Source organism: Metasolibacillus sp. FSL H7-0170 (assembly GCF_038593115.1).
Taxonomy (GTDB): Bacteria; Bacillota; Bacilli; order Bacillales_A; family Planococcaceae; genus Metasolibacillus; species Metasolibacillus fluoroglycofenilyticus.
The window spans coordinates 307212-330892 of record NZ_CP151964.1 but is presented as its reverse complement, the minus strand read 5'-3'; the positions used below and the strand labels follow the sequence as shown (position 1 = coordinate 330892).

At 41.1% G+C, this 23681-nt stretch carries 23 protein-coding genes; 2 read left to right on the top strand and 21 right to left on the bottom strand.

Annotated features, from left to right (window positions below; translation table 11 throughout):
- Positions 1 to 11: 11 nt before the first annotated feature.
- From MHH70_RS01510 to mce, 11 genes are all read right to left on the bottom strand, one after another.
- Positions 12 to 242: an acyl-phosphate glycerol 3-phosphate acyltransferase gene (locus MHH70_RS01510; protein ID WP_066162786.1), complete on the bottom strand. Its 231-nt coding sequence runs from the start codon at positions 240 to 242 to the stop codon at positions 12 to 14.
- Positions 243 to 265: 23 nt separating this feature from the next.
- Positions 266 to 1198 (bottom strand): ribonuclease Z, encoded by a 933-nt coding sequence (gene rnz / locus MHH70_RS01505; RefSeq protein ID WP_342472333.1) that lies wholly within the window; start codon positions 1196 to 1198, stop codon positions 266 to 268.
- 28 nt (positions 1199 to 1226) lie between these two features.
- Positions 1227 to 2495 (bottom strand): DNA polymerase IV, encoded by a 1269-nt coding sequence (locus tag MHH70_RS01500; RefSeq protein WP_066162780.1) that lies wholly within the window; start codon positions 2493 to 2495, stop codon positions 1227 to 1229.
- Positions 2496 to 2670: 175 nt separating this feature from the next.
- Positions 2671 to 3624: a DUF4003 family protein gene (locus MHH70_RS01495; protein ID WP_342472332.1), complete on the bottom strand. Its 954-nt coding sequence runs from the start codon at positions 3622 to 3624 to the stop codon at positions 2671 to 2673.
- A 51-nt stretch (positions 3625 to 3675) separates the two neighbouring features.
- Positions 3676 to 4185 carry a cupin domain-containing protein gene (locus MHH70_RS01490; protein WP_342472331.1) on the bottom strand — a complete coding sequence of 170 codons (510 nt, stop codon included), beginning with the start codon at positions 4183 to 4185 and terminating at the stop codon, positions 3676 to 3678.
- 365 nt (positions 4186 to 4550) lie between these two features.
- Positions 4551 to 5057: a DUF1648 domain-containing protein gene (locus tag MHH70_RS01485; RefSeq protein WP_342472330.1), complete on the bottom strand. Its 507-nt coding sequence runs from the start codon at positions 5055 to 5057 to the stop codon at positions 4551 to 4553.
- A gap of 182 nt (positions 5058 to 5239) precedes the next feature.
- Entirely contained in the window at positions 5240 to 5719 is a 480-nt protein-coding gene (locus MHH70_RS01480; RefSeq protein WP_066162771.1) for a chemotaxis protein CheW, read from the bottom strand.
- A gap of 13 nt (positions 5720 to 5732) precedes the next feature.
- Positions 5733 to 6845, bottom strand: a complete 1113-nt coding sequence (locus tag MHH70_RS01475) for a M20/M25/M40 family metallo-hydrolase (RefSeq protein WP_342472329.1) — start codon at positions 6843 to 6845, stop codon at positions 5733 to 5735.
- A gap of 69 nt (positions 6846 to 6914) precedes the next feature.
- Positions 6915 to 7889 carry a hypothetical protein gene (locus MHH70_RS01470; protein WP_066162765.1) on the bottom strand — a complete coding sequence of 325 codons (975 nt, stop codon included), beginning with the start codon at positions 7887 to 7889 and terminating at the stop codon, positions 6915 to 6917.
- Between the two features lie 188 nt (positions 7890 to 8077).
- Positions 8078 to 9637, bottom strand: coding sequence for an acyl-CoA carboxylase subunit beta (locus tag MHH70_RS01465; protein ID WP_201261901.1), 1560 nt, complete (start codon positions 9635 to 9637; stop codon positions 8078 to 8080).
- 5 nt (positions 9638 to 9642) lie between these two features.
- On the bottom strand, positions 9643 to 10053 hold the full coding sequence (gene mce, locus MHH70_RS01460; RefSeq protein WP_342472328.1) for a methylmalonyl-CoA epimerase: 411 nt from the start codon (positions 10051 to 10053) through the stop codon (positions 9643 to 9645).
- A 90-nt stretch (positions 10054 to 10143) separates the two neighbouring features.
- On the opposite strand from mce, the gene prli42 reads away from it, so the two are divergent.
- Positions 10144 to 10239 (top strand): stressosome-associated protein Prli42, encoded by a 96-nt coding sequence (gene prli42, locus MHH70_RS01455; protein WP_153061598.1) that lies wholly within the window; start codon positions 10144 to 10146, stop codon positions 10237 to 10239.
- A gap of 27 nt (positions 10240 to 10266) precedes the next feature.
- Here prli42 and MHH70_RS01450 read toward each other — a convergent pair whose 3' ends face one another.
- The 10 genes from MHH70_RS01450 to MHH70_RS01405 all read right to left on the bottom strand — a co-directional run bounded on the left by MHH70_RS01450 (position 10267) and on the right by MHH70_RS01405 (position 23065).
- The gene (locus MHH70_RS01450; protein WP_342472327.1) at positions 10267 to 11226 is read right to left on the bottom strand and encodes an aromatic acid exporter family protein; all 960 of its coding nucleotides are present in this window, start codon (positions 11224 to 11226) and stop codon (positions 10267 to 10269) included.
- A gap of 276 nt (positions 11227 to 11502) precedes the next feature.
- Positions 11503 to 11943, bottom strand: coding sequence for a BrxA/BrxB family bacilliredoxin (locus MHH70_RS01445; protein WP_066164369.1), 441 nt, complete (start codon positions 11941 to 11943; stop codon positions 11503 to 11505).
- An 82-nt stretch (positions 11944 to 12025) separates the two neighbouring features.
- The gene (gene meaB / locus MHH70_RS01440) at positions 12026 to 13105 is read right to left on the bottom strand and encodes a methylmalonyl Co-A mutase-associated GTPase MeaB (protein ID WP_066162756.1); all 1080 of its coding nucleotides are present in this window, start codon (positions 13103 to 13105) and stop codon (positions 12026 to 12028) included.
- The gene (gene scpA, locus MHH70_RS01435) at positions 13105 to 15252 is read right to left on the bottom strand and encodes a methylmalonyl-CoA mutase (RefSeq protein ID WP_066162753.1); all 2148 of its coding nucleotides are present in this window, start codon (positions 15250 to 15252) and stop codon (positions 13105 to 13107) included. The genes meaB and scpA overlap by 1 nt, the downstream gene beginning before the upstream one ends.
- Positions 15249 to 16937, bottom strand: coding sequence for a methylmalonyl-CoA mutase family protein (locus MHH70_RS01430; RefSeq protein WP_342472326.1), 1689 nt, complete (start codon positions 16935 to 16937; stop codon positions 15249 to 15251). Before MHH70_RS01430 ends, scpA begins: the two co-directional genes overlap by 4 nt.
- Positions 16938 to 17056: 119 nt before the next feature.
- On the bottom strand, positions 17057 to 18379 hold the full coding sequence (locus MHH70_RS01425; RefSeq protein WP_342472325.1) for a dihydrolipoamide acetyltransferase family protein: 1323 nt from the start codon (positions 18377 to 18379) through the stop codon (positions 17057 to 17059).
- A 12-nt stretch (positions 18380 to 18391) separates the two neighbouring features.
- Complete coding sequence (locus MHH70_RS01420) at positions 18392 to 19375, bottom strand: alpha-ketoacid dehydrogenase subunit beta (protein WP_066162743.1); 984 nt, start codon at positions 19373 to 19375, stop codon at positions 18392 to 18394.
- Entirely contained in the window at positions 19375 to 20373 is a 999-nt protein-coding gene (locus MHH70_RS01415; RefSeq protein ID WP_066164366.1) for a thiamine pyrophosphate-dependent dehydrogenase E1 component subunit alpha, read from the bottom strand. The genes MHH70_RS01420 and MHH70_RS01415 overlap by 1 nt, the downstream gene beginning before the upstream one ends.
- A 106-nt stretch (positions 20374 to 20479) precedes the next feature.
- The gene (gene lpdA / locus MHH70_RS01410; protein WP_107942830.1) at positions 20480 to 21901 is read right to left on the bottom strand and encodes a dihydrolipoyl dehydrogenase; all 1422 of its coding nucleotides are present in this window, start codon (positions 21899 to 21901) and stop codon (positions 20480 to 20482) included.
- 69 nt (positions 21902 to 21970) lie between these two features.
- Positions 21971 to 23065, bottom strand: a complete 1095-nt coding sequence (locus tag MHH70_RS01405) for a Glu/Leu/Phe/Val dehydrogenase (protein WP_066162737.1) — start codon at positions 23063 to 23065, stop codon at positions 21971 to 21973.
- Between the two features lie 292 nt (positions 23066 to 23357).
- On the opposite strand from MHH70_RS01405, the gene MHH70_RS01400 reads away from it, so the two are divergent.
- Positions 23358 to 23591, top strand: coding sequence for a DUF2627 domain-containing protein (locus MHH70_RS01400; protein WP_066162735.1), 234 nt, complete (start codon positions 23358 to 23360; stop codon positions 23589 to 23591).
- Positions 23592 to 23681: the final 90 nt, after the last annotated feature.

Genomic DNA, 23681 nt, shown 5'->3' with positions numbered 1-23681 from the left:
CTTTCACAGCATTATAAAACGCCCGCACGAATTCGTTTAACGATTGAATATGTCGTATAGCCTGCCATTGGTGCAAGCACACAGCCAATAGTAACCCACGTCATTAACGCACCTGTCTCACGCAATGCAGTAAAATTCGTCGCAATAAAAACGACAATACCAAATAACAATATGTAGCTTAAAACATTTGGAAAAATGACAAGCAGACGTAACACTGCTGGATTCATTTTTGGTTGGTTCATCTATTCCACGCCCTTTTCTTATATTATACTAATTCCTTGTTTTTCAATTCGATTTGGGTACCATCATTCGCCATATACGTTGTAGGAAATACTTCACGGGCTTGTTGTAGCAACTTTGCCAAATCATTTGGCAAAAAGCGAGCACTAATATGGTTTAAGATTAAATTTTTAGCCTTAGCTTTTTTAGCAACTGTTGCCGCCTCGACATTCGTTGCGTGTCCATAGTTCGCGGCTAAATGCTTCGTTTCAGCATCGAATGTAGCTTCATGCACGACAATATCCGCCCCTTCTGCTAGGTGAATCGCATTGTCACAAAGCTTTGTATCCCCTAAAATTGTGACAATAAAGCCTTCCTTTGCTGGTGAAGTAACATCCATGCTATAAACTGTTTCTCCACTTGCTAGCACTATATTCTCTCCTTGCTTTAGCTTGCCAAGTAAAGGGCCTTTCGGTACGCCAAGTGTGAGCGCTTTTTCTACTAATAATTCACCAAGTAACGGTTTTTGTTCAATTCGATAGCCGTAACAAGGAATAACATGTGCTAACAGCATCGCACGCACAATAAATTGCTCATCCTCGAAAATAATGCCTTCTGTCACTTCTACATATTTTATAGGATAGCTCAAATGGGTTGTAGTAAGTGCAAGCGTTGTTTCAATCCAATTTTTTAAGCCTACTGGACCGTAGATCGTTAATGCATCTTCGCCACCTAAAAAAGAACGGGAGCTTAATAATCCTGGTAAACCGAAAATATGGTCCCCGTGTAAATGGGTAATAAATATTTTTTCTATTTTACGTGGTTTAATTGTCGTGTGGAGGATTTGATGCTGTGTTGCCTCTCCACAATCAAATAGCCATATTGTCCCTCGTTCTTCAAGTAACTTCATAGCAATCGAACTCGTATTGCGTTCTTTTGAGGGCATACCTGCACCTGTTCCTAAAAAATGCAGTTTCAAATTATTCCCTCCTTTCGTCATATTGGTGTTAATTTGAAGGTCTTTTTGAAGATTTCGGCTCTATCGAATCAAAATCATCCAAAAAATCTTTACTAAAGCTCGTATTTGCTTGATACTTCCCTTGTGCTGGTGCTACCACACCTCGCTTAATTGCTCCTTTACCGAATTTACGCTCAAGCTGCTGCACTAATTCGACAATCGGCTCATCTTTAATTTGCTCCTCATAATCAAATAGGCCGAGCTGCTGTGTGACATGTTGTTGGTCAGCAACATTGGATACTGTCACTCCTAGTAAACGAACAGGAGCTTCATCCCAATGCTTCATAAATAGCGCCCATGCTATTTCGAAAATATCTGCTTCACTGGCAATAGCGTTTTTCACTGACTTACTTCGTGTTTGATTATGCCAATCTGCATCTCGAATATAAATGGTCACGGTTGTTCCTGCAAGCCGCTTCGCTTTTAAGCGCTGCGCCACTTTTGAGCTAAGTTTTTTGATAATTGCTTGTAAAGCTTCATAATTCGTTTCATCACGCGGTAATGTAGTAGAATTGCCGACGCTTTTTGTATCATAAATTGAATCTGGATTAACTTCTCGATTATCCTCTCCATTTGCTCGTGCCTTTAAGCGCTCTCCGTTAACACCGAGTAGCTGCCGAATTTTATACCCCTCCACCTTTGCCAACTGTTCAATTGTTGTAATCCCAATTGTCGCAAGCTTATTCGCTGTTTTTTTACCAACACCGTGCATCGCAATAACAGATAATGGCCAAAGCTTTTCAGAAATATCACGCTTGCGTAAAACGGTAATGCCCATTGGCTTTTTCATATCAGAAGCTGTTTTTGCTAAAAATTTATTTGGCGCAACGCCAAGTGAACAAGGAAGATTCAACTCTGTATATATACGTTGCTGAATTTCTCGGACAATTTCCATCGCATGGCGCTTCATGCATAAGTCGCTAATATCAATATAGCTTTCATCGATTGAAACAGGTTCAACAAGCTCTGTATATTCACGTAATAGCTGGAAAAACTTTTTAGAGGCGTGGCGATAACGCTCAAAATTCGGTGGTAGAATAATAAGTTGCGGGCAAAGTTTTTTCGCCTCATGCACTGTCATCGTCGTTTTCACACCAAAGGCACGCGCCTCATAGGAGCAAGTAATAATAATCCCTCGACGCTCTTTCGGATTTCCCGCAATCGCAATTGGCTTGCCCTTTAAGCTAGGCTCAAAAACTTGTTCAACAGAAGCATAAAAACAGTTCATATCAATATGTACAATAACACGACTTGCCATTCACCACACCTCCTTTTCTCTATTATACGCAAAATGTTGAAATGCGAACAGCTATTCTTAAGGAGGCGTCCAAAAAAATGTGCGAAAGCACTGCTTTCCGGACGTTTCGTAAGTGTTTTAATCTTTCTATTGCATTAAAAGAAGGAGCTGCCTTTTTGGACAGCCCCGTTATCTCCTAATCACCGCTACTGCTTGAACTAACCGCTACTGCAGTTGTTGCTGCCATAATCGCATATTGCATTGAAATAAGCAATTCAATCGAAACAACAGATAATAATTCGTTTGCCTCAAGTGTACGAATTGGTAAATATTGCTGTACTGCAATGGCGAATGCTTGATCTTTGTACCATTTTAAATATTTTTGACTTTTAAACATTTCATAGAGCTCAATCAATTGCTGAAGCTGTTTATCGTTAATTTGTGTCAATGCTAAAAATCCTATTGAAATATAAAGGGCTGGTCGCACCTTAATTTTTGCCTGTTCTAATTGCTGTTTGATTGCAATGATGTAAGGTACGAATTGTTCATTATACTCAATACTTGGCATTGTTAAAATTTGCGACAATGCCTGAAGTTCGTTTCCTTGTGAAAATTTTGCTTCCTTTAGCTCATCATAATAACGGCGCATCGTATTTGTACGCAGCTCAATATCTACATCATCTAGCGCAAATAATACAGCCACTGGCACATCGTCATAAGAAGTTAAGAATTTATGTCTTTTCCGCATTTCACGATAAACTATCTGTGCCCGCTGTGCTTGTTGTTCTTTAAATTCACTTGTTAAAAATAGCGCTGCAATCGTTGTATAAGATGTGTTTGAGAACTTTGCTTTGCGTAAAATCTCCGTATTGCTTAATAATTCATTAATTGCTTCCTTTTTGTCTGGCTCGCCTGCAATATGCATTGCATAAATATACTGCACTAAAAGATTTGTGCGCAATGTGGAAAAGAAGCCTGTTTCTTTTTTTATTGCGCTAACAGCCTCCTCTAATTCGGCGATATTAACTTCTTGTTGTCTCACCGTGTAGTATGATGCCATTAACAAAACAACCGGTTTCCCTACAGACCATCCTGCAAATTTTTCAATTTCTTTGTAATTTTGTTCGAACAGTTGAATTATTTTTTCCATAGCAAGCACCTTCCTTTATCTATATTCTACGTGGAAGTGTGCTTAAAGGATTCATTTTTTCCGCTTTTCCACTGTACCAAATGGGTGGTCAGGTGGAGCATAAATCGAAAACAGCTTTAATGGCTGTCGCCCAATATTAATGACATTATGCCATTTTCCAGCAGGTACAAAAATCGCATCCCCTGCATTTACAGCCCGCTCTACCTCAAAATAATCTCTACGGTCGCCTATTCGAACGAAGCCTTGCCCTTCCTCAATATAGAGCAATTGGTCTGTTGCTGAATGACGCTCCATGCCGATATCCTCGCCAACACGAATATTCATCAACGTCGTTTGCAAATGCTTTCCCGTCCAAATCGCTCTACGAAATGCCTGATTTTGTATTGTGGCATTGCGCAAGTTAACTACATACGGATGCCTACCATAATCTCGCATTGACGTGCTGTCATCATGCGGCCAGTGCCACGGGTTGTTCGGCTGCATAGGATGTTGCGGCATCATTGGATGGTACGGATATTGCTGCATCGGTGTTTGTGCATAATAATAGCCGTTATAATACACTTTTTAGCCTCCTCTAAAATATAAGCTCGCCTTATGCTATGCAAAACTAGATACAAATGTCCCAATTAGGAGGCGTCCAAAAACCATGCATTGCTGCTATTTTGGCAAAATAGCGCTTTCTTTGAAAACGGGAGAAACACGAGGGTTAGTGGTGAGGGCTTCTAAAAGGTCATTTGGAGATACTCCTACTGCGACATAACTACTGTAGGAGCACGCGAATTTAGTAATTATTTAATATGGAAACATGCGCTTACAAAACAAAATCCCCTTTTCAGAAAGCTCTCACTATTGTCACGGGTGAATTCTTTGCTGAAACAATAGAAAAAGCGCCCATCAAGCAACTACACTGTTTGTCGGCGCCTCCCTCATTTGATTTTCATCATTTTAACAATACCGAAAATTATAATGCTAAAAAGTAACACGAGTAGCACAATTAAAGTAGATGAGCCAAGCAATAGCTTTTTTTGTTGAGCAATTATTACAATTTCATATGTAATATACGCAAAAATAAGGCAACATATATTTTTCGTGTAGTTCAATACTTTTTTACTTGCTTTATAAAACTGCTCTACATTTGATTCATTTAGACGCGCGGGATAATTATGCAAATGCGGCTTTTTTTCTAATATTTGTAGCATGAAAAATAAGGCGATGCCTATAATCGGCAAAATAAGCATTTCATATTTGGAGCCCCAACGATCTATTTCACCAACTCCATTAAAATGCATCGGCACTCGTGCAGGCAAAGTTGTCCAATTTAAAGCAATAAATATAATAGCAAATAATAGCGCAGCAATACCTATAATATCTGCAATTTTTTCTGTAGTTGATTTTGGAAGATTAATTTTTGGTCGATAAGGTTCCTTTAACATATTCACACCTCTTTCTCTATTTTGTTCACAGCTTTTATACCGTTTAAAGTATCAAAAAGTTTCAAAATATATTTTAGTGTTTTTTTATGTTGTAAGTTGCGAGTTTTATTAATTTATCTACAATTTCTTTCAATTTACTGCTTAAAAAGCTGACGCATTTGTGCATCAGCTTTTTAAGTAAATTAATTTTCCTGTTCATTTTCTAGCATTTTATGCATATATTCAATAATTTCTCGAATACCATCTAAAGAATTGACTAGAATTTTTGGGTCAACACATGTAATCATGCGGTTTTCTAGATTTGCAACGGCTGTAAAATATTTTGTTTTGGCATAGTTGACTAATCCGATTTGCTGTAATTCGTTATCGCTAAAATCTAAAATTTCCTTCGCATCAGATACGACAAGTCCGTAATTGACGATGTCTGTATTTAGTACAATCATGCGCACTAAATCACCTGTGCTTGGCGTATTATATAAAATTCGTTGAAAATCAATAACTGGTATTAATTCGCCTCGAATTCGTGTAAAGCCAAGTAAGTAGTCGGGCAAATGTGGAATGGGTGTGATTTGCTCAAGCTTTTCAATTGATACTACTTGCTCAACTGGTGCAGCATATTCTTCATTGCCGCAACCAAAAACAACTGATTTACGAAAGTCCATGATTTACCCTCCCCTATTTCACTGTTTGTTTCACAACTTCTACTAATAAGCTCGCTAGCTTTTCTAATTCAGAAATTGGCATGCGCTCATTCGTCGTATGAATTTCCTCATAGCCAACTGCAAAATTTACTGTCGGGATACCAAAACCTGATATAATATTTGCATCGCTACCGCCACCTGACGCAAATAGCTTTGGCTCACCACCAATTGCACGAACTGCAGCTGTAGCTACTTGTACAACTTTATCGCTCTCAGTTACACGGAAGCCCGGATACATCAGCTTTACTTCCACCTCTGCACGACCGCCTAATTCAGCAGCAGTACGCTCAAATATTTCTTTCATATGTGCTGTTTGCGCATTTAATTTTTCTTCTACAATTGAACGCGCCTCAGCTAAAATTAATACTTCATCACACACGATATTTGTTGCCTTTCCACCCTCAAAGCGCCCAATATTTGCTGTTGTTTCAAAATCTAAGCGCCCTAGCTTCATTTGAGCTATTGCTTTTGCAGCAATTGTAATGGCTGAAATACCTTTTTCTGGTGCTACACCAGCATGTGCTGACTTACCAATGATTTTTGCGTTAACCTTTGCCTGGAACGGTGCTGCTGTGACGATTTCGCCCACTTTTCCACTGCTATCTACCGCGAAGCCATATTTTGCAATAATATGCTCAGGGTTCAATTCCTTTGCGCCTACTAAGCCGCTCTCTTCACCTGCTGTAATAATAAATTGAATTGTACCATGTGCGATATTTTCTTCCTTTAAACGGCGCACCATTTCAAATAATGCGGAAATACCCGCCTTATCATCTGCACCTAAAATTGTTGTGCCGTCTGAGTAAATATAGCCATCTTCGCGAACTTCGGGACGGATACCGACACCCGGCACTACCGTGTCCATATGGCATGTAAAATAAATTGGCTCTACATCTGCATTACCTTGCAATGTAGCAATAATATTGCCAGCTCCATGGCCGTTGCGTGTATGTGCATCATCTTGGAATACATCGAAGCCTAGCTCCTGTAATTTCGCCACTAAAACAGGCGCAATCTTCTCCTCATGTTTTGTTTCAGAATCAATTTGTACTAGCTCTAAAAATTCATTTATTAAACGACTTGTCATAGTTGAAAACTCCTTGTTATGTAGGTTGTAATTGAAAATTCACACTAATCTTATTGTACGTTGCTATGTTTAGAAAAACAATGATTCATCATCTTTAGAAAAAATATTTTCGCGTTGCTTGGCAATATCCTTTTCTTTTTCAAGCAAATAGGAAAGTTTATTTTCAAGCATAAGCTGTGTGTTTGCGACGTCATCCTGTACGCGCGATAGCTGCTCAATGGATGTGGCGATTTTTGAATGTATGGACCATGCGGAAAATATATCATCAAAGAAATAATCTGCAAATTTAACAAAGCCATCTACTTCAACCGTAAATGCTTTATGCTGCAAATTCTGTATATCAAGCAGCTCATTATGGAAGCGTTGAAGTGCAATTTGTGCCTTATGAATATAAGCTTCTGAATGGTTTAATTTTTCATGCTTCATCGCTGTCACAATGAGACCACCGCCTAAAAACGTATCCCATGTTGAATAGCTTTTAGCCTTCACTAAACATTCAACTGCGTCCGTTAAAGCACGCATTGCATCTTTACCGGCTGTTTGCGCCTCAATAATTTCCTTTTTCAATTGTTTAGCATATAACTCCTGCTCTAGCAATTCATTTAATTTCTCTGCTTGCTTCGGTGCATGCTGCATAAGCCAGAGCTCTTTTTTCCTCGTCAATTTTTCTATTTGCTGTATAATCGCTTGCTCATCTGCTCCCCTTAATTTATCGCATAAAGCATTTAAGTCATGCTGCAAATCCTCATACATAAGCTGACTTTCAATTAATTTTAATTCCTTTGTCGCTACAACGCCAAACTGCTCCTCAAGCAACTCATCGTATTTTCCTGTCCATTTATGGAATAGCTGAACAAAGGAAAATTGATCGAGCTTATTTAATTGCTTTCTAGCCTCGAATAATTGCTGTTCATAGCTTTCAATATCACGCTGTGCTCGGCGAATTTGCTGCTCAATTGCTTGCTTTTGCTTCGTTAACTTTTCAATTGCTAATAAACGCATTTGATAGTCCGTATATTGCTGCTGTAGTTCTTTCCACTCCATTGCCATCCCTCCTAGTTTGATTATAGCACCCAATAAATGTTTGCGGGCGAATTTGCCCCGTTAGTGAGCGAATTTTCAATTTTAACGAGCGAATCTCACTCGTTAATGAGCGAATCGTTACCTTAGAACTATAAAAAGCGTCCAAAATGCCGGCAATTGCACAACATTTTGGACGCTTCTCTCCTGCTTTATAATGGGATATTCCCATGTTTTTTATATGGTCGGTCCTCATGCTTTGTTGATAGCATATCTAATGCTTGAATAAGCTTAATGCGTGTTTCACGAGGGTCAATAACATCGTCTACCATACCGCGCGATGCCGCTACATATGGATTCGCAAATTTCTCTTTGTATTCTTCGATTTTTGCTGCACGTGTTGCCTCTGGGTCGCTTGATTTCGCGATTTCGCCTGCATGGATAATATTTGCTGCACCTGCTGCACCCATTACAGCAATTTCTGCATTCGGCCAAGCGAATACGAGGTCTGCTCCTATTGCCTTTGAGTTTAGTGCAACATATGCACCACCATAAGCTTTACGTAAAATTACTGTAATTTTTGGTACTGTTGCCTCTGAGTATGCGTATAAAATTTTCGCCCCATGGCGGATGATGCCCCCATGCTCTTGCTTCACGCCCGGGAAGAAGCCTGATACATCCTCAAATGTAATCACAGGTACGTTATAAGCGTCACAAGTACGAACGAAGCGTGCTAGCTTATCTGACGAGTCGATGTCTAAGCCACCAGCTAAAAACTTCGGCTGGTTACATACTAAACCGACAGATTCGCCTGCGATACGAGCAAAGCCTACTACGACGTTTTTCGCAAATTCCTTTTGCACTTCCATAAAGGAGCCTTCATCGACAACTTGCTCGACCACTTTACGTACATCGTATGATTTCGTTTGGTCAATTGGCACAACGTCCACAAGCTCTGAACGATATTCGTCACCAGCAGTGTAGGGCGCTTTTGGAGCCTTTTCTTTATTATTTTGTGGTAAATAGCTTAATAGCTGTTGAATTTGCTTGATTGCTTCTTCTTCATTCGGTGCGCGGAAATGTGCGTTACCGCTAATCGTATTATGCACCTTTGAGCCACCTAAGCCTTCAGATGAAATTTGCTCACCTGTTACTGTTTCAATTACCTTTGGCCCTGTAATAAACATTTGTGATGTTTTATCGACCATTAAAATAAAGTCTGTAATTGCAGGAGAATAGACAGCTCCCCCCGCACAAGGCCCCATAATTACAGAGATTTGTGGAATCACACCCGAGTAAATCGAGTTGCGGTAGAAAATATGACCGTAACCGTCTAATGATAATACCCCTTCTTGAATGCGCGCGCCACCGGAATCGTTAATGCCGATAAAAGGTGTGCCGTTTTTAGCTGCTAAGTCCATTACTGCTGCGATTTTTTTCGCGTGCATTTCGCCAAGTGCACCACCGAAAACCGTAAAATCTTGTGCGAATAAATAGACATTGCGTCCGTTAATTTTTCCGAAGCCTGTAACAACGCCATCACCAGGGCCCTCTAAATCAGCCATCCCAAAATCAATTGTGCGGTGCGTAATAAATGGATTAATTTCAACAAATGTCCCTTCATCTAATAATAACTCGATGCGCTCGCGAGCAGTTAATTTCCCCTTTTCATGCTGCTTAGCGATACGAGCATCGCCACCACCTTGTTCAATCACGCTTTTGCGGTCATATAGCTCATGGATTTTGTCAAACATATCAATTGTTGTTGTCATTATTTTTATTCCCCTTTTCCACTTTTGTCACATAATTCGTAAAGTACGCCGAATGAATCTTTCGGATGTAAAAATGCTACCTCTGCGCCACCAGCCCCAGGACCCGGCTCCTCTGACAGCAGGCGTACGCCTTTTTCACGTACCTCTGCCATGCGCTCACGAATATCCGTTACCCCGAACGCAATATGGTGAATGCCTTCCCCGCGCTTTTCTATGAAGTTATGAATTGTGCTTTCTTCACTCATCGGTGCGAGCAACTCTAATTTGACATTACCAGCATCGATAAAAGCAACTTTCACTTTTTGAGAAGCGACCTCTTCTATTTTCAATAAAGTGAGCCCGAGCGTTTCTGTGTAATATGTAATGCGCTCCTCAATATTTTTCACAGCTATCCCGATATGATCTACTTTTTTCATCGAATTATTATCCCCCTACAGTCAATTGTGCTTGAGAAATTTCAAAGATTTGATAAACTAAATACAGACATGCTTAAGGAGCGATTAGAAATGAGCAATAAAAAATTTCAAAAGGTCGTAGTTTACTCAATGGTTGTCATTATGTTAGTTTCAACAATCGCAATGGGTGTAGCGGCTATTATGTAAAAGGGGTTGCTTTTATAGCACCCTCTTTTATTTTTGCAAGCCCGCAAAAGACCGTTTAATCGCTAAATACTTATCCATTTCTTCGATGCATTGATACAGTGCTGCCATCGCCAAAAAGGTTTGATGGTTTGTCGGCAAAGGCATCTGTGCAAACTTTACCTTGACAGCATCTAGCTTTTCAATAAAGTGACTAGCTGTATTTCCCGAATGCACATGCTCACTTAAATCCTCCATAAAAACAGCTACTATTTCCGCCTGTTGTACTATAACAGGCAAAGCAGTAATTTTCGGTAAAATTCGTTCAATTATTTCAAGCTGCTGTTCTCGCATATCAAAATATACATAATATAAATTACTTTTGCGCGTTAAGTGGTTTTCAACATCCTGAAAGGCAAGCGCCTTCGCTTTATTAATAACAGTTGCCGCTTCAATCAGCTCATTGCCATCCCACAATGTATCTCCATTCCTTAAATATTGCGCAATTTCTGAAAATATCTTTTGGTAATATGCCTCAATTTGTAGGCGATATTTGTCTAGCTTCGGTTGAATATCAGGCATATACATATTAACTGCTAATCCTACACCATAGCCGATAAGCATTAAGCTTATTTCATTTTGTAAAAGAGCTAGCGAAAAGTGCCCTACCGAATAAATATGCAAAATGATTACAGCGCTCGATACAAAGCCTGCTGTAATGTGAAATGATACGAGCAAAGGAATAAAAACAATGAACATTAACCCTAGCATAATCGGATGATAACTAATTAGCTCAAAGCATAACCATGCTAGCAACATCCCTAATATACTAGCAACAAATCTTGTATAAACCGCATGAACAGATTTTCTTTTTGTTGGTTGAATACATAAAATCGTTAAAATACCTGCTGCCGTATAAAATTGTAAATCGAAAAAATGTGCGATTGCGATTGCAAGTGCTGCGCCAACAGCCGTTTTTAACGTTCGGTAGCCAATCGAAAACTTTTTCATTGGAATGAAGGCTCCTCTTCTCGCGTGAAAAATACGGAGGGGCTGTCCGAAAAGGGCATTTTGTATTGGAATCGCATTGAAAAAGAGATATTTGCTCTTCTCCTTTACTTAAGAGAAACACCGCTAAACTTTTTGCTTCTCTCGTTTTCAAAGAAAGCTCTCTGCAACCCTTTTGCCAAAACACCATCGTCAGTGTCCAAAATACCGATGATGCACGGCTTTTGGACGTCCCCTCTATTTTTCATTGCTTGTTAATAGTTATCGTGAGCTTTTGACTTACACTTCTTCACAATATTCTTCGAAATTACCTTGCAAGTTTAATACGACAGACATTGGGTCATGTCCTTCGATTTCATAGCGTCCAACTTCCGCTACAACTTGTCCATCTTTTAATAGTACAAAGGATGGTGAGGATGGTAAATGGTCTTCACCAAAATGATAACGAGCCGCCGCAGTTGCCTCTTTATCTTGACCGGCAAACACTGTTACCAAATGGTCGGGACGTTTATCGTAATGAACTGCTTGTGTTGCTGCTGGACGTGCAATACCGCCTGCACAGCCACATACCGAGTTCACCATTACTAATGTCGTACCTGGGCGAGCAAATGCTGCCTCTACCTCTTCAGGTGTACGCAATTGCTCATAGCCCGCAGCTTCCATTTCAGCACGAGCGGTTGTTGTAATTTGTTGCATAAATAAATCATAGTCCATGTTCATAATTGTATTCGCTCCTTTCATACTATCTCATCATAGCAAGACAATTAATGATATGCAAAGAACTGATTTTCATTGTATCCGTTTATTTTTCAAAGAGCTTATTGACACCTTGTGTGACCGTTAATTTCCCCTGTAGAATCGCTTGTTCAAGCATGTTTACTTGCATTTTATTGTCTGCATTTTGATAAAAGGAATCATGCAAATGGTCCATAATCATCGCATGAAACCAATCGCGCGTTTGCTCATGGCGACGTATCGACCAATAATTAGAGGCTTGCACCTTTTCCTGAAATTGCTCAATCATTTGCCATGTTTCCTGAAGACCTGTTTTAGCGTGTGAGGAAACAGTGAGTGCTGTGCTCATCCAGCCTGGTGTGGCAGGCTGTAAAAAATGCAAAATTTGCTTGTATTCTTGCATCGTTTTACGGGCTGGGCGAATATTATCACCATCGCTTTTATGAACAATAATACCATCTGCCAGCTCCATAATACCTTTTTTCATTCCCTGCAATTCATCGCCCGCTCCTGTTAGCACAAGAAGTAAGAAGAAATCAACCATACCGCGCACATACGTCTCACTTTGTCCGACCCCTACTGTTTCAATTAAAATGATGTCATAGCCTGCTGCCTCACAAACAAGCATCGTTTCTCGTGTTTTTTTATGAACACCACCTAATGTACCAGCGCTCGGGGACGGGCGAACGTAGGCGTTTGGCTTACGCACAAGCTCCTCCATTCTCGTTTTATCCCCTAAAATACTGCCTCCTGAAATGGAGGAGCTTGGGTCAATTGCTAAAACAGCTACCTTTTTCCCCATATCGCAAAGCATGGAGCCAAAAGCTTCGATAAAGGAGCTTTTCCCCGCACCGGGGACGCCTGTAATACCGATACGGATGCTCCTTCCTGTATATGGTAGCAGCTCCTGCAATAAATTTTGCGCCTGCTGTTTATGTGTGGCATTCGAACTTTCAATAAGGGTAATCGCTTTTGACAGGGAAATGCGGTTACCTGCCCGCACCTCCTCGGCCAGTGTAACAACATCAAGTGTATCTTGTTGTTTTTTACGGAATTTTCTCGGCGTGCCATAATTCATACCGTCATGACCACCTTTCACACCGTCCATTACAAATAGCGCACTTTGTTGCTCCGAGCGTTTTTCCATTACTCTGCCACTTCCTCGTAGCCTAATTGTTTATAAATTTCCTCAATAATCTTTTGTGCGGAAACAGGAATTACTGTACCTGGACCAAAAATCGCAACCGCACCTGCTTCATATAAAAATTCGTAATCCTGTGCTGGAATAACCCCGCCACAAATAACAATGATATCTTCACGTCCAAGCTTTTTCAGTTCACCTACTAGCTCTGGTACGAGCGTTTTATGACCTGCCGCTAACGAGGATACACCTACGCAATGAACATCGTTTTCCACAGCCATTTGAGCCGTTTCTTCTGGCGTCATAAATAATGGTGAAATATCTACGTCAAAGCCTAAGTCTGCATAGCCCGTTGCGATAACTTTTGCACCACGGTCATGTCCGTCCTGCCCCATTTTTGCAACTAAAATACGCGGGCGGCGTCCTTCGTTTTCAAGGAATTCTTCCGTCATTTGCTTCACTTCATTAATTTGCTCTTCATCTGAGAAGTTGGAAGAGTAAACGCCTGAGATTGAGCGGATAATCGCTTTATGACGACCTGATACCTTCTCAATGGCATCTGAAATTTCACCTAGCGATGCACGCGCACGCGCCGCGTCCACAGCTACTGCTAGCAAGTTTTCCTCACCAGTTTGTGCCGCCTTTGTCAGACGTGCTAAATGCTTTTGAACTTCCTCTTCATTGCGATTAGCTTTCATTTTTTCTAAACGTTCAATTTGCTGCTCGCGCACGACAGCGTTATCAATATCTAAAATATCGATTGGCTCTTCCTCTGCTAAACGATATTTATTTACACCGACAATCGTTTCTGTTTTCGAATCGATTTTCGCTTGACGCTTTGCAGCAGCCTCCTCTACCTTCATTTTTGGTAAGCCTGTGTCGATTGCTTTCGCCATACCTCCAAGCTCTTCAATTTCCTCAATTAAAGCCCATGCTTTTTCTGTCAATTCTTCTGTTAGCTTCTCTACATAGTATGAGCCACCCCATGGGTCAATCACTTTTGTCATACCCGTTTCTTCCTGTAAAAATAGCTGTGTATTACGCGCGATACGTGCCGAAAAATCAGTCGGTAAAGCAATGGCCTCATCTAGTGCATTGGTGTGCAATGATTGTGTATGTCCCATAGCTGCTGCGTTTGCTTCGATTAAAGTACGCGTCACATTGTTGAATGGGTCTTGCTCTGTTAATGACCAGCCAGATGTTTGTGAATGCGTTCTTAATGCTAATGATTTCTCATTTTTCGGATTAAATGTTGACATCATTTGTGCCCAAATTCGACGTGCTGCACGCATTTTTGCAATTTCCATATAATAGTTCATGCCAATCGCCCAGAAGAAGGAGAGGCGCGGGGCAAAGGCGTCAATATCAATTCCTGCCTTTAAGCCTGTGCGCACATATTCCAAGCCATCAGCCAAAGTGTAAGCAAGCTCGATATCATTTGTTGCTCCAGCTTCTTGAATATGGTAGCCCGAAATGGAAATCGAATTGAATTTCGGCATAAATTTCGCCGTGTATTCAAAAATATCAGCGATAATTTTCATTGACATTGCTGGCGGGTAAATATACGTATTACGCACCATATATTCCTTTAAAATATCATTCTGAATCGTCCCTGCAAGCTGCTCCGGCTTAACGCCCTGCTCCTCCGCTGCCACGATATAAAACGCTAATACAGGTAACACCGCTCCGTTCATCGTCATCGATACCGACATTTGGTCTAGTGGAATGCCGTCAAATAAAATTTTGGCGTCCTCTACAGAGTCAATAGCTACACCCGCTTTTCCAACATCACCTGTTACGCGGGGATGGTCAGAATCGTAGCCGCGATGTGTTGCTAAATCGAAGGCAACTGATAGCCCTTTTTGCCCCATCGCTAAATTGCGTCGGTAAAAAGCATTTGATTCTTCCGCTGTTGAGAAACCCGCATATTGACGTACTGTCCATGGACGCGCAACATACATTGTCGGATATGGTCCCCTTGTATTCGGGGCGATGCCTGCTACATCTTGTAAATGCTTAGCGTCTTCAACATCTTTTTTCGTATAAACATTTTTCACTTCGATGCCTTCATTTGTCATAAATGTACTTGTAGCTTGTAGCCCTTCTCCAGCTAGTACATCCTCGATGACAATCCCCTGAAAGTTCGCATTCATCTTTGTACCTCCTTTAAGCTTGCCATCACTGCATTTAGCTTTTCCGTAATGTTTTGACCAGCAAAAATAAAGCCATTTAATCCAGCAGCTAGCCATTCCTGCTCTTGCTCTTTAAATTTACCTGCAACATCTAGTAGCTGCTTGTCCTGCTTTACTTGTAATAAAGCGGGCACTAATTGTAATGTATCCTCATCTGTTGCTGCTACAACGATATAGTCATAATCAGCAGTGGCTAGCCAGCGCTTCGCTTCTTCAATTGTCGCAATCGCATCCGACTGTGCCATCGTCACACCCGCAGTTGCTAAAAAGCCTGCGACAAAATCCGCTCGCGCTTTAAAGTTTTTCAATTCACCAAATGTTAAAACCGCCATTTTTGCATTACATTGCGCATAGTTTGCACGTACTTTTTCAAATGGAATCGCTAGTCGCTTTACATGTGCAAATTGCTCATTATCCTCAGTACCGACTTCATCAGCAGGATTAGCATAAATATTTGTCCCAATTAAAGACACCTTACGCGTTTCTATTTGCTGAATACGCGTCTTATACACTTCCTCAATCTGCTTTTCGATTGGATATGCATCTAGCCCTCCAGCTTCTTCAATTTGTAAAAATAGCTGCCACGCTTCTTTCACTAAATCGGCTGTTAATGCTTCAATAAAGTATGAGCCACCTGACGGATCGACCACATTTAAAACATGCGACTCTTCAGCGGCTACAAGAAGTATATTACGCGCTATGCGAATCGATTGCTCCGTTGGCTTTGTTAAAACGTCGTGTGGATGTACTGTGAAGACGTCCACACCGCCGATTATACCAGCAAATGCCTCATTGCCTGCGCGCAGTAAGTTGACGTAAACATCCAGTTTCGAAAAGCTACGAACAGAAGTTTCAGCAATGATTGGCACTGCAACTGCCTCATGACCTACCCCCTTGGAAAACGCTTTCCAAAGCACTTTAAATGCCCGGATTTTTGCAATTTCCATAAAGAACTGCGTGTCAATCGCAAAGCTAACAAAGAACTTCTGTGCAAATGCCTCATAGCTATCTACCTGCTTTGCCAAATGACTTGCCTCGGCAAGTGCAATAGCTAGCTCCTGTACAGCATTTGCTCCTTCATTATGATATTTCACTGTATTGCTATGCATTGTGCGGATATTTGGAAAATTAGGTAATGCAAACGCTTCCTCCGAAATAATAAAGCCTGTTACATTTTGCTTTTTCTCTTCCGCAATTTTTTTGAATACATTTAATAATGGGTCATTGCTGTTTTGTACGATGAACTTAAAAGTATATTCTGTAATAAAATCTGCTAAGCTCGCTAAAATGGCATCATCCCATGAGAAGGATACACGACTATCAATTGTTAGTACTTCATTTCCTCGCGCTAAGCTTTCTTGTAAGTTCGCTAAAAATTGCTCCGGCGTATCCCCATATATTTGTTGGGCAATTTCAAATGTATCAGCGACCTTCATTGTGCGAATTGTAGCAACTTGTTTTTCTAGCTGGTCCCCTAATTTTTCAATTAATGTTGCCCCTGTATAAATTGGCTCCAGTGTAATGCCTTCCACTGTTTTAGTGAATAAAGATTCAAACGGCTTGCCCTTCAGCGCCTTTATTGCCTGCTCCTGCCATTGTTCATAGCTAGCTGATGCAAACTGAATATCTTTCATATTTATTGTCATATGATCGCTTATCAGCTTCCCCCTTTATCTTTTACTACTTTATATATTACATGAGAAATACCTGACAAGAAAGAGGAAAAATCAAAGAAAGCCCGCTCTGGCGGGCTTTCTAGCAGATGTCAGTAGACTGACATCGTCTCTTTATTAACATTTTCGAGTATTTCTTTTACTCTATTCAGAAATTTTCCGCAAACAAGCCCATCTAAAACTCGGTGATCTAATGATAAACATAAATTCACCATATCACGAGCAGCGAACATATTTCCATCCATAATCACAGGGCGCTTGACAATTGCTTCCACTTGCAAAATCGCTGCCTGCGGATAATTAATAATCCCCATTGATTGAACTGAGCCGAATGAGCCTGTGTTATTAACTGTAAATGTACCGCCTTGCATATGCTCAGAGCGCAGCTTACCTGTACGCACTAGCTGAGACAATTCGTGAATTTCACGCGCGATTCCTTTAACCGACTTTTCATCGACATTTTTAATAACCGGTACGAATAAAGCATCCTCTGTTGCAACAGCAATTGATAAATTGATATCTTTTTTCTGGATGATTTTATCGCCAGCCCACATTGAATTCATCATCGGGAATTCCTTCAACGCTTGGCTCACTGCTTTCATAAAGAAGGCAAAATACGTTAAATTAAAGCCCTCATTGCGCTTGAATTCATTTTTAATAGAATCACGGTACGCAACTAAATTTGTCACGTCCACCTCCATCATCATCCAAGCGTGTGGTGCTTCGTGCTTACTACGTAGCATATTGTTTGCAATAGCACGACGCACTGCCGTCACAGGAATTTCTACATCGCCAGCAGCCGTTGGAACCGCTGGTGCTGCTGAGGCTTGTACTTGTTGCTGGGCAGGTGCTTGCTCCGCTGATGGTGCTGATGCTACTTCCGTTTGCGCTGGCGCAGTTGGAATTTGACCTGACGCAATAATTGCCTGTAAATCTTTACGTGTAATGCGTCCGCCTACACCGCTGCCTGTCACTAATGATAAATCAATATTATGCTCCGCCGCTAATGTTAATACGGCAGGTGAATAGCGTGCTTTATCACGCGGTGCCTTTTCCTCCTGCTGTGCGGCAGGCTTTGCTTGCGCTTGTGGCTCCTCCTTATGCTGCACACCGGCATTTAAAATAGCCGAGCTAACATTCGATGCTTTTTCTGCTGGTGGGGCAGCCACCTCACCTTCGACTTCAATTGTACAAACAATTGCACCAACAGGTAATGTTTCTCCCTCATTGGCAATTAACTCGCCGACGATACCAGCAAATGAGGATGGAATTTCTGCATTTACTTTGTCAGTATTCACTTCTGCTAATGGATCGTACTTATTCACTTTATCACCAGGCTTTACAAGCCAGCGCTCGATTGTTCCCTCCGTTACACTTTCACCTAACTGAGGCATTATGATATTTTGAATAGCCATTGTTACCCCTCCTTAAAATGCAGCAAGCTCGCGCATTGCTTGCTCAACTTTATCAGGATTAATCATGAAAAACTTCTCCATTGTCGGCGCGTAAGGCATTGCTGGAACGTCTGGTCCCGCAAGGCGCTTAATCGGTGCGTCTAGCTCAAATAAGCAATGCTCCGCAATAATTGCTGATACCTCACTCATAATGCTGCCTTCCATATTATCTTCTGTTACAAGCAATACTTTACCTGTTTTACTTGCCGCTTCAATAATCGCTTCCTTGTCTAATGGATAGACCGTGCGCAAATCTAAAATATGCGCTTCGATACCGTCTGCTGCCAAGCGCTCTGCCGCCTGCAATGCAAAATGAACAGCTAAGCCGTAAGTGATTACTGTGATATCGTCACCTTCGCGCTTCACATCAGCTTTTCCGATAGGTAATGTATAATCATCTGTCGGCACTTCCCCTTTAATTAAACGATAAGCACGCTTATGCTCGAAAAATAGCACAGGATCCTCATCGCGAATCGCAGCCTTTAATAAACCTTTCGCATCGTAAGGTGTAGATGGGATAACGATTTTTAAGCCTGGTGTATTGGCGAACATCGCTTCTACCGACTGAGAATGATAAAGTGCTCCGTGTATGCCGCCACCAAATGGTGCACGCACAACGAGTGGGCATGACCAATCGTTGTTTGAGCGATAACGAATTTTGGCTGCCTCGGAAACAATTTGGTTCACAGCAGGCATAATGAAATCAGCAAATTGCATTTCTGCGATTGGACGCATCCCATACATTGCTGCTCCAATTGCTACACCAGCAATGGCACTTTCTGCTAAAGGTGTATCTAAAACACGGTACTCCCCAAATTGATTGTAAAGCCCTGTTGTTGCTTTAAATACGCCACCCTTTCGTCCAACGTCTTCCCCTAGAACGAAAACACGCTCGTCGCGTTCCATTTCTTCCTTCATTGCTAAATTGATTGCATCAATATAAGAAATAACAGCCATTATTCGCCACCCTCCTCAGCATAAACATATTTCAATGCGTGCTCTGGCTTCGCATACGGTGCCGCCTCCGCGTAATCTGTTGCTTCATTCACAATTACCGCTACTTTGGCGTTTAATTCCTCAAATGTTTCAGTTGTCGCCACACCCATTTCAAGTAAATAGTTTTCAAATAGTAGTAACGGGTCGTTTGCCTTGCCTTCTGCAATATCTTCTGCCGTTCGATATTGGCGGTCATCATCATCCGAGGAGTGTGCTGTTAAGCGATATGTCACCGCTTCAATTAAGCTTGGGCCTTCCCCACGTCTTGCACGGTCTGCCGCCTCTTTAATAACCTTATAAACTTCAAGTGGATTTTTTCCGTCAACTGTAACACCCGGCATACCATAGCCGATACCGCGATCAGACACTTTGGCACAGCCAAGTTGGCGCTCAACAGGTACTGAAATCGCATATTGGTTATTTTCTACCATAATAATAACTGGTAGCTTATGCACGCCTGCAAAGTTAGCTCCTTCATGGAAGTCACCCTGGTTGGATGAGCCTTCTCCTAGCGTAACGAATGTGATGAAGTCTTTCTCTTGAATTTTCCCTGCAAGCGCTACACCTACCGCGTGCGGCACCTGTGTCGTTACAGGGGAAGAACCTGTTAAAATACGATTTTTCTTTTGGCCGAAATGCCCCGGCATTTGGCGACCGCCAGAGTTTGGGTCTTCCGCCTTAGCAAATGCTGAGAGCATTAAATCCTTTGCCGTCATTCCAAAATGTAATACAACACCCATATCACGATAATACGGCGCAATATAATCTTTTGTATTATCTAAAGCAAATGCTGCTCCAACTTGAGCTGCCTCTTGTCCTTGACAGGAGATAACAAAAGGTATTTTCCCTGCGCGGTTTAATAGCCACATACGCTCATCAATACGTCTTGCCAAAAGCATTGTCTCATACATTTTAAGTACATCTTCATTTGTTAATCCAAGGTCTTCGTGTTTTAACATACGAACATCCCCTTTCGTCGCTTCATTTTCAATATGCTTTTGCAACTAAAAAAGCATCTCGATTTATAGCATTATTATATCCTATGATTTTTGCATACATGCTAGTTTAGAAATGAATGGCTTTCCCTTCCACTGCTAATGCAGCTTCACCGATAATCTCACTTAATGACGGATGCGGGTGAATCGTTTGGGAGATTTCCCAAGGGCTTGCATCAAGCAATAAAGCAAGCGCAGATTCTGAAATCATATCCGTCACATGTGGGCCAATCATATGGACACCTAATAAATCATTTGTTTTGCTATCCGCAATCATTTTTACAAAGCCTTCAGCATCCCCGTGCACAAGTGCTTTGCCAATTGCTTTGAATGGGAATTTTGCCACTTTTACTTCAAAGCCCTGCTCCTTCGCCTGTGCCTCTGTTAAACCAACACTTGACGCTTCAGGGTAAGAGTAAATGCAACGCGCAACATTTGGATAATGGATTGCAGTCGTCTTATGTCTTGCAATATGCTCTACCGCAATGATGCCTTCGTGTGATGCAACATGTGCAAGCTGCATTCCACCAATCACATCGCCAATTGCATAAATATGACTTTCCTTCGTTTGGTAGTTGTCATTTACTTGTATATAAGAGCGCTCTGTTACGATTTCTGTGTTTTCTAAGCCAATTCCTTCACTATTCGCTGTACGCCCTACACTTACTAGCATTTTTTCAGCGCTGTACGTCTCTGTCTTATCACCTGAAGTTGCTGCAATTGACACTTGCTCACCTACCGATAATGTATCTGTCTGCATGCGGGCATTGACAACGATTTGAACGCCTCGCTTTGTCAGCGCCTTCGTCATTTCTTTGGCAATATCAGCATCCTCTGTTGGTAAAATTCGTTCCCCGTACTCTAAAACAGTTACATCGACACCGAAATCACAAAGCATTGATGCCCATTCGATACCTATTACGCCACCACCGACAATTAATATAGAAGAAGGCAGTGCCTCAAGCTCTAGCGCATGGTCAGAATTTAATATACGCTCTCCGTCAACAGGAATCCCTTCCAACATTGCTGGCTTTGAGCCGGTTGCGATAATCACATTTGTTGGTACGAGCATTTCGTTTTCGCCACCGTCAGCTAGCTCAACAGAAATCGTTCCAGGCATCGGAGAAAATATAGATGGGCCTAATATGCGACCTGTGCCATAATAAACATCTATTTTTCCTTTTTTCATTAAGCCTTCAATACCCGATTGCAATGTTTTAATAATCGTATTTTTTCGATTTTGTACTTTATCAAATTGTAGCTTTACGCCCTCAACCTCGATACCAAAGGATTCGCTATCCTTTGCCGTACGATAAACTTCAGCGCTTCTTAATAATGCCTTACTTGGGATACAGCCTTTATGTAGGCACGTACCACCCAGCTTTGCCTGCTCAACAATCGCTGTTTTTAAACCGAGCTGTGCTGCACGAATTGCAGCAACATAGCCACCAGTTCCTCCACCTAAAATGACAACATCATACTCCTGTGCCATGAAAACATCCCCCTTTTTACAAAAAAGGAAGCAAAGATTGTCTTTACCTCCTTTTTTCGCCTTTAATGCTTAACGACCATTTAAAATGTTTTTTTCATTGCGTAAAAACTGACTACGAGATTTCGCAACACGCGCAATACGATCTTCTGCAAGTTTATTAGCAGCTAGGTATGTCGGTACATCTTGTTCTTTTGAAATTGTTAATATTTTTGAAATGCTATCATAAATTGTTTCCACACGCTTCATTGCACGCTCACGGTTATAGCCGTACAGTTCATCCGCTACGTTGATTACCCCGCCAGCATTGATTACATAATCAGGTGCGTAAATAATGCCTTTTTCATGTAAAATTTGACCATGTCGTGACTCTTGAAGCTGATTGTTCGCTGAGCCAGCAATCACTTTTGCTTTTAGTTGTGGAATCGTTTCATCATTAATAATAGCACCTAATGCACATGGTGAGAAAATATCTACATCTTGTTTATAAATATCTGCTGGGTCAACTGCGGTTGCACCGAACGCTTCTACAACGCGCTCAACAGCAGCTTTATTAATATCTGTAACAACTAATTTTGCGCCATCTTTATGTAAATACTCACATAGTTTGTACGCCACGTTTCCTAACCCTTGTACCGCAATTGTACGCCCTTCAAGCGCATCAACCCCAAACGCTTCCTTCGCGGCTGCTTTAATCCCTAAGTAGACGCCATATGCAGTGACAGGAGATGGGTTACCTGATGAACCAAATGCAGGTGAAATACCTGTTACATAATTTGTTTCTTCATGAATTAAATCCATGTCAGTTACTGTCGTCCCAACATCTTCCGCTGTAATATAACGACCGTTTAAGCCTTGGATAAAGCGACCTAATGCACGGAACATCTCCTCATTTTTATCTTTAAATGGGTCGCCGATAATAACCGTTTTTCCTCCACCTAAATTTAAGCCTGCTGCTGCATTTTTGTAAGTCATACCACGCGCTAGTCGCAGCGCATCCTCAATTGCATCCTCTTCAGATGCATACGTCCACATACGTGATCCACCGAGTGCTGGTCCTAACGTCGTATCATGGATTGCAATAATTGCCTTTAAGCCCGACTCCTTGTCTTGACAAAAAACGAGTTGTTCATAATCATACTTTTCCATGTACTTAAAGATTTCCATTGCATATTCCCCTTTCAACTAAAAGAAAGCGTTTACTTTCTCGTATAATGTATTTTTTTCTAATTAGTTCACAAATTCGCCATGAAAAATACATTTATTTTCACTGCTTATTTTTACAATACGTTCAAATTCACTTTTAAGCAACAATTATTATGCAATCCATAATAATTAAGAATTTTCTAACTATTCTAATAGTGCTAGAACATGGCGAAAACAGTACAATTCCGCCTGTTTTCTTGACAATCTCATAGGTGGTTGTACAATTAGAAGGATAGAGTTGGGAGGTAGGAAAATGGCTCGAATGGCTGCATTTATTGTGCTACTAATTCCTGGATTAATGGCAGCTGCTGGAATAAAATTGATGCGCGATACATTATTTGGTGTGTTAATATCTCCAATTCCTTGGATTTGGCTTCAATTTGTTATTGGCGTTGCTTTATTTTTAATAGGCTTCGGCTTTTTTGCAGGCTTCTTACTACACCGTGACCGTAAAAAAGGAAAAGTATCTGAGCGCTGGCAAAAGTAAAATGGAACTTTCATAAATTTAGGGCTAGCTAAAAATTCTTTTTAACTAGCCCTAAATTCTATATATCAATAGTGGTTTTTTCTAGACTAT